General features: G+C 49.1%; 16 protein-coding genes. 9 read left to right on the top strand and 7 right to left on the bottom strand.

The genetic code is table 11. The annotated features are described in order from the left end of the window. The first annotated feature begins 229 nt into the window (after positions 1-229). The 6 genes from A8707_RS02160 to A8707_RS02140 all read left to right on the top strand — a co-directional run bounded on the left by A8707_RS02160 (position 230) and on the right by A8707_RS02140 (position 5,775). Positions 230-532 (top strand): DUF1830 domain-containing protein, encoded by a 303-nt coding sequence (locus tag A8707_RS02160; protein WP_068814660.1) that lies wholly within the window; start codon positions 230-232, stop codon positions 530-532. Further along, a complete protein-coding gene (locus A8707_RS02155) occupies positions 529-2,850 on the top strand; it encodes a molybdopterin oxidoreductase family protein (RefSeq protein WP_068814658.1) in 2,322 nt (773 codons plus the stop codon). Before A8707_RS02160 ends, A8707_RS02155 begins: the two co-directional genes overlap by 4 nt. Positions 2,851-2,918: 68 nt before the next feature. Beyond that, entirely contained in the window at positions 2,919-3,983 is a 1,065-nt protein-coding gene (locus A8707_RS02150; protein ID WP_068814657.1) for an HNH endonuclease, read from the top strand. A 336-nt stretch (positions 3,984-4,319) separates the two neighbouring features. Continuing rightward, positions 4,320-4,616, top strand: coding sequence for a type II toxin-antitoxin system RelE/ParE family toxin (locus A8707_RS26655; RefSeq protein WP_074382450.1), 297 nt, complete (start codon positions 4,320-4,322; stop codon positions 4,614-4,616). Positions 4,617-4,831: 215 nt separating this feature from the next. Then, positions 4,832-5,308, top strand: a complete 477-nt coding sequence (locus tag A8707_RS02145; protein ID WP_068814656.1) for a phosphate-starvation-inducible PsiE family protein — start codon at positions 4,832-4,834, stop codon at positions 5,306-5,308. Positions 5,309-5,322: 14 nt separating this feature from the next. Further along, positions 5,323-5,775, top strand: coding sequence for a nitrate reductase associated protein (locus A8707_RS02140; protein WP_068814655.1), 453 nt, complete (start codon positions 5,323-5,325; stop codon positions 5,773-5,775). Here A8707_RS02140 and A8707_RS02135 read toward each other — a convergent pair. From A8707_RS02135 to A8707_RS02125, 3 genes are read right to left on the bottom strand one after another with little or no spacing between them, the layout of a single operon-like run. Then, the gene (locus tag A8707_RS02135) at positions 5,763-6,248 is read right to left on the bottom strand and encodes a hypothetical protein (protein ID WP_068814651.1); all 486 of its coding nucleotides are present in this window, start codon (positions 6,246-6,248) and stop codon (positions 5,763-5,765) included. The genes A8707_RS02140 and A8707_RS02135 overlap by 13 nt on opposite strands. Further along, on the bottom strand, positions 6,245-8,428 hold the full coding sequence (locus A8707_RS02130) for a cation:proton antiporter (protein WP_068814649.1): 2,184 nt from the start codon (positions 8,426-8,428) through the stop codon (positions 6,245-6,247). The genes A8707_RS02135 and A8707_RS02130 overlap by 4 nt, the downstream gene beginning before the upstream one ends. Positions 8,429-8,446: 18 nt before the next feature. After that, positions 8,447-9,619, bottom strand: a complete 1,173-nt coding sequence (locus A8707_RS02125; RefSeq protein ID WP_068814647.1) for a glycosyltransferase family 2 protein — start codon at positions 9,617-9,619, stop codon at positions 8,447-8,449. Positions 9,620-9,839: 220 nt separating this feature from the next. On the opposite strand from A8707_RS02125, the gene A8707_RS02120 reads away from it, so the two are divergent. Both A8707_RS02120 and A8707_RS02115 read left to right on the top strand, forming a co-directional pair. After that, on the top strand, positions 9,840-10,586 hold the full coding sequence (locus A8707_RS02120) for a response regulator transcription factor (RefSeq protein WP_462686384.1): 747 nt from the start codon (positions 9,840-9,842) through the stop codon (positions 10,584-10,586). 55 nt (positions 10,587-10,641) lie between these two features. After that, positions 10,642-11,094: an SRPBCC domain-containing protein gene (locus A8707_RS02115; protein WP_068814646.1), complete on the top strand. Its 453-nt coding sequence runs from the start codon at positions 10,642-10,644 to the stop codon at positions 11,092-11,094. A 39-nt stretch (positions 11,095-11,133) separates the two neighbouring features. On the opposite strand, the gene A8707_RS02110 is transcribed toward A8707_RS02115, so the two are convergent. From A8707_RS02110 to petC, 3 genes are all read right to left on the bottom strand, one after another. Further along, positions 11,134-12,132, bottom strand: coding sequence for a hypothetical protein (locus A8707_RS02110; RefSeq protein ID WP_068814644.1), 999 nt, complete (start codon positions 12,130-12,132; stop codon positions 11,134-11,136). A gap of 380 nt (positions 12,133-12,512) precedes the next feature. Beyond that, positions 12,513-13,499 (bottom strand): cytochrome f, encoded by a 987-nt coding sequence (gene petA, locus A8707_RS02100; protein ID WP_068814640.1) that lies wholly within the window; start codon positions 13,497-13,499, stop codon positions 12,513-12,515. 56 nt (positions 13,500-13,555) lie between these two features. After that, positions 13,556-14,098: a cytochrome b6-f complex iron-sulfur subunit gene (gene petC / locus A8707_RS02095; RefSeq protein WP_068814639.1), complete on the bottom strand. Its 543-nt coding sequence runs from the start codon at positions 14,096-14,098 to the stop codon at positions 13,556-13,558. Positions 14,099-14,380: 282 nt separating this feature from the next. Between petC and A8707_RS02090 the strand changes: the two genes are divergently transcribed. After that, a complete protein-coding gene (locus A8707_RS02090; protein ID WP_068814637.1) occupies positions 14,381-14,698 on the top strand; it encodes a DUF3067 family protein in 318 nt (105 codons plus the stop codon). A 2-nt stretch (positions 14,699-14,700) separates the two neighbouring features. Here A8707_RS02090 and A8707_RS02085 read toward each other — a convergent pair whose 3' ends face one another. Further along, positions 14,701-15,576: an ABC transporter permease gene (locus A8707_RS02085; RefSeq protein WP_068814631.1), complete on the bottom strand. Its 876-nt coding sequence runs from the start codon at positions 15,574-15,576 to the stop codon at positions 14,701-14,703. Between the last annotated feature and the right edge of the window lie 8 nt (positions 15,577-15,584).

Raw genomic sequence — 15,584 nt, 5'->3', positions numbered from 1 at the left:
ACGAATCGACGGAGATCCCAAATCTGTGGATGGGCATTTGAGCGCTGTCATTAAGGAACGTGGATTTACTAATGCCGAGATCTTCGCCCTCATCCCCTAACCCTTCTCCCTGGGGAGAAGGGAGCTAGAATTCCGGTTCCCTCTCCTTTTGGGAGAGGGCTAGGGTGAGGGCGAGTCAACGTTGCAATGACCGACCTTATTTAATTCACGATCCTAAAGGACTTTTGGTATGACCCAACTTCCGTCCGCTCCGCCTTTTGATCGCACAGACCGCTTTCTTTGCTATTACATCAATGCCACCAGTCAGCTTCAGATGGCTCAAAGCACCAATCTTCCAAACTGGAGGTTTGAGCACCTGATCTTTCCAGGACAACGCCTGCTTTTTGAAGCCCCACCAGATGCCCTACTCGAAATTCATATCCACCGCGCAGCGGCTACGAGCCTTTTGGCTCAGATTTCCTGTCTGCAACTGCGGGTCTATGAAAAGATCGCTGCCTCCGCCGATCGTACCCCTGTCACCGAACGCTTATGATTGATTCGACTAAGACGCTGTGCCCCTATTGTGGCGTGGGCTGCGGGTTAGAAGCGCTTCCCCCCGCGCAGCTCGGCAAGGCAACCACGCGCGACAAGCAAGGCACTCCGATCTGGCAAGTGCGGGGAGATCGCGACCATCCCTCTAGTCAGGGCATGGTCTGTGTTAAAGGAGCCACGATCGCCGAGTCGCTGCATAAAGATCGCTTACAGTTTCCGATGATGCGAGAGTCGCTGGATGAACCCTTTCGACGAGTCAGTTGGGATGAAGCGCTCGATCGGATTCGCGATCGCATTCAAACCGTCCACCAAACTCAAGGGGCAGACGCTATTTGTATGTATGGGTCAGGTCAGCTTCAAACTGAAGACTACTACATCGCTCAAAAATTGATGAAAGGCTGCCTGGGCACGAATAATTTCGATGCCAATTCTCGTTTGTGTATGTCGTCGGCGGTGTCGGGCTATATTCAAAGCTTTGGGGCTGACGGTCCGCCCTGCTGCTATGACGACCTCGACGAAACCGATTGCGCCTTTATTGCAGGCAGCAACCTCGCTGAGTGTCACCCAATTCTCTTCAACCGCTTGCGGAAGCACCATAAACAAGACAGTAACGTCAAATTGGTAGTCATTGACCCGCGCTGCACTCCTACGGCTGAAGTCGCTGATCTGCATCTAGCCATCCAGCCCGGAACCGATATCGATCTCTTCAACGGCATCGGTCATCTGCTGCTGAAATGGGGCAAAATCGATGCTGATTTTGTAGATCGGCACACGTCTCATTTTTCAGACTATGCAGTGGTGCTTCAGCACTATTCGCCTGACGTAGTAGCACATCGCTGCGGCATCTCAGAGCAAGATTTAGAAACGGCGGCGAAATATTGGGGCGACTCAAAGCGAGTCTTGTCGATGTGGTCAATGGGTCTCAATCAATCAAGCGAAGGAACGGCGAAAGTCAGAGCGCTGATTAACTTGCATTTGATGACCGCCCAAATCGGTAAGCCTGGAGCGGGTCCATTTTCGCTGACGGGTCAGCCCAACGCGATGGGAGGGCGCGAAGCTGGAGGACTCTCTCATCTGCTACCCGGATATCGTCTCGTTAACAATCCGGCTGATCGGGCTGCGGTTGAGCAATTTTGGCGACTCGAACCCGGCGCAATTTCAGTGACTCCAGGGTTGACGTGCTGGGAAATGATTACAGGCTTAGAGCGGGAAGAAGTCGGAGTATTGTGGGTAGCTGCCACCAACCCGGCGGTGAGTATGCCCGACATTGAGCGCACCAAAGCAGCGCTGAAGCGATCGCCGTTCACCGTCTATCAAGATGCCTATTATCCAACCGAAACGGCGGCATATGCCCATGTGCTGCTTCCGGCGGCTCAGTGGAGCGAAAAAACTGGAGTCATGGTTAACTCCGAACGGCGCGTCACGCTCTGTCCCAAGTTCCGCAGTCCGCCGGGGCAAGCCAGAGCAGACTGGGCAATCTTCGCCGAAGTGGGTCGCCGTCTCGGTTTCACCAAGCAATTTGCGTTCAACACCTCTGCCGAAGTCTATCGCGAATTTGCTCAACTCACCCACGATCGCCCCTGTGATCAGTCGGGGATCAGTCATGCTCGTCTCCGTGCAGAAGGGGCGCTGCAGTGGCCGCTTTCTGGAACAGCAGAGAGCATTGGGATAAAAGATGCGCCGAGCATCAGTGCACGGGTAAAAGGCGCACGGATTGAAGTTGAAAAGCTCCAAGAGAAAAAGCCCATTCCTCAGCCTTCAGCCCTCATTCCTCAGCCTGTTAAACGGTTGTATACCGATCTCCGCTTTCACACACCAGACGGACGGGCACGATTTGCGGCTTATTATTCTCGCGGGTTAGCGGAGCCACCAGATCAAGGCTATCCCTACGTTTTGACGACGGGACGGCTCTATGGGCATTGGCACACGCTGACGCGCACTGGGCGGATTGAGAAAATCATGAAGATGCACCCCAACCCGTTTATTGAGATTCACCCTCGCGATGCGGCGGAGATCGGAGTCAAAAACGACGAATGGGTCGAAGTGCGATCGCGGCGCGGGTTTGTCAGGCTTCCGGTGTTGGTGACGAAAGCGATCTCGCCGGGTACTTTGTTTGTGCCGATGCACTGGGGCGCACTTTGGGCAAATCACGCTGAAGCGAATGCGTTGACTCATCCGGCTTGCTGCCCTGACTCAAAACAGCCCGAATTGAAGGCGTGTGCGGTGCAGGTGGTGCCGATCGATTCAAACGTCGCCGCTCAAAAAAGTGAACTGCTCACGGACGATGCGCTGATGCCATTGCTATCGATTCGGCTCTAAGTTTGCACAACCAATCAAAATAATGCAATATGTTAGTACTATCAAGCCAACTGAATACCACTTAATCAATGTCAAAAAAGAAGAAGTCTAGTCCGTTAGTGGAAGTTATAAATCTTAAACCAGGCAAATTCTCACAGGAGAGAATAGCTTATGAAGAGATCCACGTTCTCAAAAGAGCAAGAAGTCAGCTTTCTAATAACCAGATTGCTAGACTTACAAAGATTTATCCACTCACAGGCTCACTACTAAACGATACTCTTAATGACTGGATTAAAGGTTTTATATATGACTTTCACCCTGAAAGAGAAATTCTGATCTGGGAGCGGATAGCCTATGTTTTGACAAAACACTGTAATCAGTATAATTTAGCTTCTGATGAACGGAGAAACACTCTTGTCAGACTGATAGACCTTACTAATGGAGTTGAGTGTGAAGACAGGCTATCGAAAGAACTAGTCCTTCTATGGAAGAAAGCAGCAAAAGAGAACCTGGAGTTAGGAAAGTCTAAGTCTTTGAACCCTATCTCCGATAAGAATCTTACTGACAAAGAAATTAGTATCAATCCTTGGCATAATATTGATCATGTCAAACTAGTCTCTGCTTATCAGAAATCTATAAAGTCACTTGAGTTAAGTTTAGAGGAAAAAGATGATGTTCTTGTAAGATTAGTCCGTCTAATGGAGGGAGAGGAGCCTCAGGATTTTCTTTCCAAGAAGCTACAGTACCTACTGACTACGAATAATAAAGATTCTAAGGGGCGTAAAGGACAATCTAAATTTCGACAAGCACTAATCAAGGTTTACCAAGGAACGTGTGCTATCACAGGTTGCGATGAAGAGTCAGCGTTGGAAGCGGCTCATATCATTCGCTACTCGGATGCTGGAACAAATCATCCTTCAAACGGAATGCTATTACGGGCAGATATACATACGCTCTTCGATAAGAGTTTGCTTTCAGTTAACCCTCAAAATTACGAAGTTATAGTTTCTCCCAAGCTATTAGGCACTAGTTACACTGAGCTTAATGGTAGGAAAATAAAAATTCCAAAAGAAGATAGTGTCAAGCCTAGTTTGAATGCTATAAGTCAACATTATCAATCCTTTCTACAAAACAATACTCCGGACATTTTTTGAGGCAGAGGCTGAAACCCGCATTCCACCGTTGGTATTTGCCTCAGTGATGATGCTGAAACCCGCATTCCACCATTGGCGATTTAAAATTGTCCGGACTGTTGACAAAACTGTTGGGAAGAAATACATGAACAGCAGGTGGTTGAACACCTCAGCGAAAAGAACGGAAGATAGATTTTAATATTGAATTCTGAGTTCAATGCAATGTGCAATTCATTAACACCGATTGAAATGAATATACTTAAATATGCATAGATGTTGAAGGCGGGTTTGTGACAAAACTAGAGCCGCTCTGTACAAGCGATTTACAAAGGACTTTTATGAGTGGAAGCATAAGGAATTTCCTACGTTATCAACATTCTCGCCAGTCGGGATCACAACGAAATTGCTGATTACTTTGACGAAAGTAGTCTCGAAGCAGGCGATCGCTTCTTTAGTGCTTTCAATAGCAAATGTCAACAACTCGTTGTTTCCCCCAATAGTGGTAAAAGCTATAGAGCAATACACCCCGACCTTCGAGGGCTGTCTCTAGAAAGCTATGTCATTTTCTACAGAATTTTGGATGACGGTATCGAAATCTTGCGGGTTGTAAGTGGTCGTCGTGACTTTCCAACTCTTTTTGAGGAGCCTAATTGAATCAAGCGCTTTCCTGCGATTCTAAAACCGTGGGTTGAGTGTTTGGAAACCCTAGAACGAACGCAGCAGCATAAGAACCTGAGGATGTAGAACGTCTATAGAGCTTTGCCGATCGCTAACCTGCAAGATTGAGATGTCACGAATCTTACCGATCGGTTGATGCTTGTCCCCTTTGACGAGTATTCTCACAGCATTGATTTGGCTTGAGAAATCTTATGCGGCTGTTGATAAACTTTGTTAAACGCACGCGCGACTGTCTCAAAGACCAAAATTTTCTGCATGGATTAGAAAGCATTGAGAGTGTAGTCTCAAAAGTGCTATCGATCCTGATGGTGTTGGTGACGGTCTTTGCCGTCTTTGATCTCAGCGTTTTTTTGGTGCAAGAGTTGTGGAGTGAACTGACTTCACCTAATCACACGCGATTTAGTGAAACCCTGTTTAAGATATTTGGACTGTTCTTAAATATTTTGATTGCGCTAGAGATTCTAGAAAACATCACCGCCTATCTTAAAAAGCACGTCATTCAAGTTGAGCTAGTGATCGTTACGTCATTAATTGCAGTGGCTCGAAAGATTATTATTTTAGATTTAAGCAAAACGTCTGGGGTCGAAGTCATTGGGTTAGGCGTTGCGATTTTCTCGCTGTCTGTGAGCTATTGGATTGTTCGTCGCGCTAATCTTAAACAGAATTAGTCATAGGATTCACCATGTCAGAATTTTTTCAATTTGAAGCAGATTTTGTAGAGTCCTTGCGCTGCGTTCCGATGCAGGTTCGGCTTAAGCTTGATGCTTGTGGCGTGAAGCTAAAACTTCCGCAGTGGAATAAATTTAATCAGGACGATCGCCAACTTCTAGTAGACACTCCGTGCGAGACAGATTCTGAAGCGGCTGATTATCGAGATCTCCTACATCACATGATTTTGCAGCGCACTGGAGACACGGCAACCGATTTAGCGATCGACCCTCACCCCGATTGGGAAGACGTGACGGTCATCCCGGATAGTGTGCAGGAAAAAGCGCAAGACGTGGGCGTTACGCTGTCGCAAACCCAGTGGGCATCGCTGACTCTGTTACGGCGATTCGCGTTGATCAAATTGAGCCGTTCTGGACATGAGAACACTAATTTTTTGCCTGCGTTAAGAGAATTTCATTTAGCTTGAGCCTCTGGAGGAGCTTCTCGCTTGCCAACAAAATCCGCTTCCGCCTCAGACTCTAAGCGAATTTTGCCCTTAATCGCGCCCTCTGTCATGGTGCTTTGGATCTGCACTTTAGGAACTGGGGCAGCTTTTTGACACTCATCTAGGTGAGAAGGAACCCCCGATAACGTCAGTTGATCGCGATCGAGCATTCCCGTCAGCGACGATTTTTTCTTGGAAGCGGTGAGGGTTTTGCTCGTTTCATCTGCGTTTAACAACGAGCCACTGAGATAGATTCCTGACTGCTGAATCGTGAGAATTAGGGCATCTGCTTTTAAGCATCCGGGCAAGCTTTGAGCCGCAATGCGATATCGACCCTCTAGCTTATTGGGTGCTTTGAGATTTGCCTCACCATAGGCAGTGGCAAAGCTAAAGAGCGCAACCACAAACCCGATCGAGCCTGCATAAAACGTGAAAGATTTGAGATTAAATTTCATGATTCGCGTCCACTCATTGACTCAATTCCAGGACTTTCTAACACCGAGTTTAAGTGCGAAGCAACCTGATTATATCGGCGCGTAATCAGCAGCGACGAACGACATCGCACCGCCAACTCATCGGCATAGCGTCCGAGAGTTTGACGATCGAGTCCCCATTCTCGACTGGCACCTGCGATCGTGAGGTCTGCCATTCTAGAGGCATCTACCACCGCCAAAATCGGACTTTCTGCCTCCACGATCGGCATTGAGATGCGATCGACAACGTTCTGCGGCAACCGTTCCATCAGATCATAAAACTCATAGCTCAACTCGCTGGGCGGCTGGTCGCCCGTTGCCATTCGCAAAATGGTGAGGTGACTATTTTCGCGATTGATCAGCATTCTGAGCGCCAGTTCTAGCCCCAAATCGGTGTGAACATTAGACACATAGGGAAGCAAAAGACTGTCGAGCTTTGTGGTTTGGCGATCGACATACACCGCGACATCGACCGGAGACGTGCTGAGAATCTGCCCAACTCGCCCCCCTAAGCGATTGCTGCTAAACGCTGGACGGTGCCAGCCGACCAGCACCAGATCGACCTGATCGCGACTGGCAATTTGGGCAGTGGCTCTCGCCACATCATTTGAGACTTGAATGATCGGGCGCACTAAACTCTGATGCTCAGGTGGCTCAATGCTTTGCACTAGCTCGTCGAGTTGCATCTGTCGTTGAGCAATTAAGCGATCGGCTTCTACAGGTGTGCTTTCATAGCCATAATCTTCGTTTAGCTGAATCAAGCTGAGCGGCGACACGATCGCGGGTTTGTGCTGTGGTTGCAGCGAGACATTGCCGACTGCGATCGCCATCGCTAACTGAATTAAGCCTTTCTGACTGCTGGGATTCGCAATCGGCACCAAAATTCGATAAGACGGTTCGCGATCGTCTACCACAGGTTCGGCACTGTTTTGACGAATTTGCTGTTTTGGATACGTTAACTCTAGCAATGGTGAAGTCATAAACGTGGTGACTAACGCCATAATCACCAGCATGGTAAAAAGCAGTGGCGAAATCACTCCCAAACTTAATCCAATGTTGAGGACGATCAATTCCGTCAGTCCGCGAGTGTTCATTAACCAAGCCAATGCCGCAGACTCTCGTTTGTCGATGCCAGACACTCGCGCCGCCACATAAGTTCCGACATATTTGCCAACGATCGCGACCGCTACCACAATTAAACACAACGTCCACAATGTCGGGCTGTTGAGTAGACCGACCTGAGTTCTCAAACCACTGTAGGCAAAGAAGATCGGCAGTAAAAACGTCAGCACAAAATCTTCTGTTTTTTGGGCTAATTCTCGCGTCAGCCCTTCGTGTTTGGGCATCACCGCCCCAAACAAAAACGCCCCAAAAATCAGGTGAATTCCAATCAACTCAGTAATCAACGCTGAGATCACGACCCCCATGTAAATCAGCGCGACTACAGTTTGATTGAGCTTGCGGGCACGATCGTAATAAGACGATAAATAACCCAGCAGTTTGCGTCCCACCGTTGCCATCAAGCCGATATAGATGATCGACTCCACGATCGTCGGCAATGCCCCTGCCATCGAATTGGTGCGAGTGACCGCGATCGCCAACGCCAAAAGACACCAAGCAGTCACATCATCGACTGCCGCGCAGGTCAGAGCCAACGTCCCCAAGCGACTATTTTGTAAGTTATTTTCAGTAATAATTCGTGCCAGCACTGGGAACGCCGTAATCGACATCGCTGCCCCTAAAAACAACGCAAACGCTGTAAATGACACGCCATCATTTGACACTTGCGGGTAGAGCAACAACGCTAGTAACGTCCCCAATGAGAACGGGACGAGAATGCTGATATGGGACACCAGCACCGCCACGTCTAAGCCCTTTTTAAGATATTTTGGATCTAACTCTAACCCAATTAAAAACATAAAAAAGATCAGCCCGATTTGAGACAGCACCCCCAAATAGGGAATCGTCTCTGGCGTAAAGAGTGCTGCTGCTGCATCAGGGGAGATCGCGCCAAATAGCGACGGTCCGAGCATAATGCCCGCGACGATTTCGCCAATTACCAACGGCTGTTTGATGCGCCGAAACGCCAACCCTATCAGTCTAGAGAGACCGATGATAATCAAAACTTGAATCAGAACTTGAACCACGGGATCGAAGTGCATGATAGTAGACCTGAGATTTCAATTCGATAAGTTGCGTCCTCGCCACGTCCAGCCCCAGCCTGTTTCGGTTTTAATGATTGAGACGATCGCGATCGCGCTCACCAATACGCCACCGATGCCGCTTAACCACCAATAGTCAGGTGGAATGTTAGAGAATTTTTGAACGAGACGACGCAGATTATAGTGCAGGACGATCGCAGCCAGTGCAAGCACAATCGGACTGAGATCCCACCAGTGAATCGGGAAAAAGATGATCTGAACGATCACGATCAGCAACCCTAACCAGGGCACGGTGAAGACTAAAAACGTCACGAAGGCACTATAGAGGGTTTGCCGAAGATTGCAATGTGAGCCGATGTACCAGTTTTTTGTCCAGCCTTCCCAGAGAGCGGCGATCGATCGATACATTCTCACGTCTGCCATCTCATGACCCAAGCCATACCAGAGGATTAGCCCGTGTTGCTTAATGCGTCGCCCTAGCTCTACATCTTCGACCACTTCATTGGCAACGGCTCGATGCCCCCCTATCCGCTCGTAGGCACTGCGCCGAAACAGCATAAACGGACCCACCGCAAACACCGCCTCACTTTTTGGATCGCAAACCTCTGCAAAGCTATACGAAGCCGCAAATAAACTGGCGATCACGGGCTGCGCTAACCACTCGCCCAAACAACCGCACACGATCGTCATCCAAAAGGTCAGCAAGTCTACTTGCTCTCGTTCGGCGACGGCAACGGCGGTCTCGATCGCGCCTCGTTTAAGCTGTACGTCTGCATCAATGAACAGCAAAAAATCTCCGTTCGTCAGAGCAGTCACCTGAGCACACGCCCAATTTTTGCCCACCCACGTTTCACCTGCGGGGCGGGGTTTTCCTGCCAACACATTTAGTCGAGGATCTGAAATGGCTTGTACGATCGCCAGCGTTTCATCAGTGGACTGATCATCGACGACCCACACCTCTAACCGTTCAGAATCAGAACTGCTGAGGACTGCATCTACGCAACTCTGAATATTTTCAGCTTCGTTATAGGCGGGAATGATCACCGAAACGGAAGGCAAATCGGGTAGCGCTCGATCGGCAAAAATTGGGGCAATCACCCTCGCCTCTGATAGATGCCGACGTAGATTATCGGCAAAAATTCGTAAAGCAATCAGCGAACTGATGAGTGCAAAGAGTAGCAAAAAAACCACGGCTTACCCCAAAATCTCTCTGATGTTGCACCAACCAAGCGACTCAGTATAGCGCGGGTCTTGTGCGAATCGACTCCCCTCTCACTGACTCTTTTTGAGGGATCAACGTTTATGTGCGAGAGGAATTGGAATCATTGCGTATAATCTGAACAGGAAACTTGATAAGTCTTGCGCTGCTTCCTGCGATCGTGCCGCTCCAGTAGTTTAGTAAAACGATTTAATGATGCCCCGGATACTCGTCATCGACGATGACCCCGCTATCTCAGAATTAGTTGCTGTCAACCTTGAAATGGCTGGCTATGATGTCACTCAAGCAGGTGATGGCATTCGGGGTCAGGCGTTAGCATTGCAAATTCAGCCCGACTTGATCATGCTCGATCTGATGCTGCCCCAAGTGGATGGATTCACCATTTGTCAGCGACTTCGCCGCGACGATCGCACCTCTGATGTCCCTGTGTTGATGTTGACGGCGTTGGGGCAGACGCAAAACAAAGTTGAAGGGTTTAACGCAGGCGCGGACGACTATTTGACCAAGCCCTTTGAGGTTGAAGAACTGCTAGCGCGAGTTCGGGCACTGCTGCGTCGCACCGATCGCATTCCCCAAGCTGCAAAGCACAGCGAAATTCTCAGCTATGGTCCGCTCGTGCTGGTGCCAGAGAGGTTTGAGGCGATTTGGTTTGGCAAAACGGTCAAGCTGACTCACTTAGAATTTGAACTGCTGCACTGCTTGCTTCAGCGTCACGGTCAAACCGTTTCTCCGAGCGAGATTCTTAAAGAGGTGTGGGGTTACGATCCCGATGATGATATTGAGACGATTCGAGTTCACGTCCGGCATTTGAGAACCAAGCTGGAGCCAGAGCCGCGTCATCCTCGCTTTATCAAAACCGTCTATGGGGCTGGCTACTGTCTAGAACTGCCTAGCACAGACGATATTGAAGCAAATGTAGAGTCTTCTGTCGCGGGTTGAGAATCGTGGAGAAAAGGGCACAGTGAGGTCGATCGCTCCTTGCAGGGTATGTTGAATGCCAAGTCTTTATACTGAAATCGAGATTAACTCGACAAAATCTAACGTCTGGCGTATCTTGTTCCAAAAAGATCGCTGGAAATATTGGAATACCTTTTTGTATGACTGCAATTCTAATCAGCCATTTGTTCAAGGTCGGGAGACGGTGCTGTCTCTGTGCCGGGTTCCGGGCGAAGAAGCCATTGAGTTCCAGCCTTTAATCACGATCGTTCAGCCAGAGTTTTGTTTGCAGTGGGTTTCGACGATTCCAGGTTTTCGCAACGAGCACGTTTTTGAGTTGCAGGATATTGGCAGAAATCGCACAAAATACATCCATCGAGAAAACTTCTCAGGCGCATTAAGCAAGATGTTTTTGCCCTTTATTCGGCGCGATGAACAGCAGGGAATTCAGCGCATGGCATGGGAATTGAAACAATATGCCGAACGATCAAGTCAGCGTTTTTGCGATTAAAAGAGGGATTGATTCGGAATGTATGTAAAACAAATCCCATCAATCGGGAAATACCTGCGGCGAAAACATCGCCCAAAGTGCTTCGTAATAGGGTTTGAAATAGGCAGATTGAGCCGGGCTGAGATGCGTACTAATTTCACCGTTAAGCAAGTGAAGCATTTGCCGCACGATTTCCCACCGCACTTTCAAACGGGGGTACAGCATGACGCACAGCGGAAAAAGCTCTTGCTGGACAGCACTAACGCTGTTTTCCAAGATGCAAACCCACAAATACACCTGAAACATTTCGGTGTCGCGCAGGCTAGAAACGCGAACGTTAACATCTCCCAATCGCCCTGAGTGAGATTGGTAAGTGGGGTTGACTCGCGCCACCCGATCAACCACTCGGTTAGCGATCGGGCTACAGAGCGGAATGAGACGCTGTACGGTTTGCAGGGCTGGAGCAGAATAGTCGTGTTGAGCGGCGGCATCATAGGCACGCTGAAGCGGCATATAAAGATGGTCGTCAATCACCTTAAAGTATTGACTCAGCAACGGTCGAGCAGCGATCAGAGCCAGATTGAGCAACATCTGTCCGCTGTAGTGAAACTGCATACTGATGAACCCAATCACTCTAGGGTCGATCGCCGTATGCTTCCGCCGGATTTCACCAAGGTTTGGCGCAATCAGCCTAGAGAGCCGGAACGGTTCTAATTGTTGAGCATAGGCAGAGAGCGTGATCTCGTAGACCTCGTGAGCATCTTTTGCTACAGCCCAGGGGTCAATCAACTGATGATCAATTTGGTGTCGGATGAGTTCTCTGGCGAGCAGCGCTTCGGTTTGTGTCCAGGCTTGAGCGCTGGTTGTGCGAAGGACTTGCCTAAGTGAATCTGCCGTTTCTGCTGCCGTTTCGCTCTGGCTAATCGTAGATTCAATGTCGTCCTGGTTGTCTAGATTTTGCAAATATTTCTTAGCCCATGCTTCTGAGAAATTCTGGCTTGCTGGTGCGGATAGAGCGCGATCTCCTAATTGCACACTTCTGATCATTTCTGGCTGCATTTGCTTTTGTGTTATAAAAATATACGTGTCAACTCAAACAATACAGATGTAAAAAAAATTATGTAACTGTGATAACTCGGAGGACTTTACAGCTTTCTTAATCAAAGAACCCAAGCGAGAATTGTTGTAATACCAATCGAATCCCAGCCTGCATAGAACCAACCTTTGTCAAAAACGGTGATCAAACACCTTGTTTCGTGCAGCTTCACAGAGAAATTAGTATAAGAAAAGAATAGAAGTCTGACATCTGTTGCGTAACTTTCTGTTCCGTTGCTATTCATCTTCCCGTACCCGAACTGGGTTTTGTTACTAAAAAAGGGATGAGCCATAAGCCCATCCCCAAAGAGGCGAATTCTTCACCTCAACTCGCTGCCTCTGTGTTAGAAGTTCATTTCAGCCGCTTGAACTTTCTCAACCTGCTTCTTCTTCAGCACCAGAATGATTTGAGTCAAAGTACACATCGCAAAGAATGCCATCAGTCCTTTAATGCGATTGGGGCTTTGCAGCACGATTTCTTTGTCAACCTGACCAAACCCGCCCACATTGGGGTTGTTGGTCAGCGCATCGCCCGACTTCACATCCTGACCTTCTGCGACGAGCAGTTCAGGACCTGGAGGAATCGTTTCATCAATGGTCTTGCCATCAGCCTCTTTAATCGTGACAGTGAAGCCGCCCTCTTCAGTCTTGCTGATTGCGGCAATCTGACCCGTTGCAGACGCGTTATAAACGGTGTCGTTGCTCTTATCGCCTGTGGGGTAAACCTGACCTCGACCGCGATTGCCGCCGACGTGGACGGAGTACTTGCCGAAGCGAATTGACTTATCGCTCTTGGGGTCAGGAGACAAAATCGGGAAGGTGATTTCCTGATATTGCTCACCTGGAATCGGACCAACCACTAGAATATTGGGCTGATCGTCGCTATAAGACTGAACATACAGTTCGCCCATCTTTTCTTTCATTTCGTCAGAAATGCGGTCTTCAGGAGCCAGCTTAAATCCTTCGGGCAACATCAGCACTGCGCCAACGTTTAGCGGACCCTTGCTGCCATCCCCCTGGATTTGCTGAATGCTCGTATCGTAGGGAATCTTCACCACCGCTTCAAACACAGTGTCAGGCAACACAGACTGAGGCACTTCAACTTCGGTTGGTTTAGCCCCTAAGTGACAGTTGGCGCAGACAATTCGCCCCGTTGCCTCACGAGGATTTTTGTAAGCTTCTTGGGCATAGTAAGGATAAGCAGACGCGGCTTGAGGCAGAGCAAGGCTCCCTGCCAGCAAGACGGTAATGGCAACGATCGCGATCGCGACCTTTTGAGTCACAGTTTGAGCGCTACGCAGCCACATCGACGATAAAAAGCTTGTTCTCATCTCTAGCAATAAAAGGGATAACAAAGGAAGAAGGGGTCAGGATACTAAAACCTGAATTACGCCCACCAGGGCTTTTCGTCGGTGCGAAAGTCGGTCTCAGTCCAGGGAGTGAGGGCGACTTTGTTGTCTTCGACGTTGGCATGTGCCAGGGCAAGAGACAGAGGAGCCGGACCGCGCACAACCTTTCCGGTGCTGTCATATTGAGAGCCGTGACAGGGGCACATAAACTTGTTCTCGTTGGCGTTCCACGGAACAACGCAGCCCAAGTGGGTGCAAACCGCGTTAATGCCGTAGTTTGTAATGGTCTTATCTTCTTGCACAACCAAGTAAGTAGGGTCGCCTTTTAAGCCTTGCACGAGGGAGTGATCGCCCGCCGGGTGGCTCGTTAGATAGTCGGTGAGAACGATGTCGTTACCCAAAGCATCTTTAGCGGTGACACCCCCAGAGCTACTGCCGCTCGATGGAGGAATAAAATATTTGATGACTGGATAGAGGGCACCAGCAGCGACCAGTGCCTCAGAGCCAAACATCAGAACGTTCATAAATTGACGACGACCCATGCTGGGAACGTCATCGGCAGGTCCAGTTAGTTGAGCCATGTCTACACTCTAGAGATATCGGGGATGATTGCGACAAATCACACAGATTGACGATCAGAACTTATCTGAAAGTTCTGGGTTTAGATCTAGTTACCTACACAAGCGACGATCGCTGGTTTCACAAGAGCTTTCTAGAATCAAAAAATGCTAGAAAACCTTCTGAAGCAGTCGTTTGTAGCCTTTTGTGGGTGTATTATACAAACTTTAACATTAGCAATCATAGCGAACCGTTAAAGCCGTAAATTTATACGAAATGTTACAAAATCTTGGGCGATCGCGATCATGACCGGACACGACCTACGACAGCTTCTGATCGATAAGTGGGGTCACTCTTACGATATCCAAGTCCGGCGGACTCAGGGCAAGATTTTTGTGCAGGTGATGTGGAAGTATTTAGAACAAGCGTCGTTTCCCTTATCTGAGGCAGACTACGTCGCGCATCTCGATCAGGTTGCGGGCTATATCGACGCGTGGGGCGCAGTTTCGCAGGTGCAAACCTATATCGAGAAAACTCGTGAGCGTCCGCGCTTGGGTAAGGCGGTGAATGTTCCGATCGATTTAGGCGAACGCGCTTCGGAGTGGCTTTTAGAAGACTTTTAGCGTCATCGTGCTTTGCGTTCGGTGAGTTCGTTTAAGCCTTCTCCAAACAGCGACAGTCCGACGACCATCAACGTCATTGCCAATCCTGGAAAGAAGGCAGTCCACCAAATTCCTCCCGTCGAGAGGGCATCAAGTGCCTGACGCAAATCGTGTCCCCATTCGGCAACTTCATCGGGTAAACCCAGTCCTAAAAATCCCAAACCTCCGAGGGTGAGAATCGCGTCTGCGGCGTTGAGCGTAAACAGGACAGGCACACTTTGAATCACATTCAAAAACAAATAGCGCGATAAAACTCGCCAGGTCGAAGCGCCCATCGCCTGTGCAGCTTCGATAAACAGTTCGGTTTTGACGCTGACCGTTTGGTTTCGCACGACTCGATAATATTGTGGGACATAGGCAATGCTGAGGGCGATCGCCGCATTAAATACGCCTCGCCCGACCACAAATGCCAGAGTCACGGATAGCAACAATCCCGGCAACGTGTAGATCGTATCCATAAAGAAGAGGAGGATACGATCGAGCTTTCCGCCCAGATATCCACTCACCATTCCCAACGGCACACCGATGATTAAGCTGAGTGCGGTCGCTAAAATCACCACCTGAATTGCTGCCTGAGTGCCATAGAGCGTTCGTGAAAACACGTCATAGCCTAAGCCAGTCGTCCCAAACCAATGCGCCGCCGACGGAGGTTGGTGAGGCAGATTGTCGAGAAACTCGATCGGACTTTGCAGCCAGCCTAACCCTTGAAATGCTGGAGCCAGCACCGCGATTCCAACAAACACCAACGTCAAAAGCGTCCCAACCTGCATCATTTGCAATGACAGGCTAGGACGCTCTGAAAAATTTAACGATCGCAGGCGAGGAAGATTGAGAGACATGAGGGAGG

This window comes from Phormidesmis priestleyi BC1401, from assembly GCF_001650195.1.
GTDB classification, from domain to species: Bacteria; Cyanobacteriota; Cyanobacteriia; order Leptolyngbyales; family Leptolyngbyaceae; genus Phormidesmis_A; species Phormidesmis_A priestleyi_B.
Note: the sequence above shows the minus strand (reverse complement) of the source record. Positions and strands in the feature narration are given on the sequence as shown.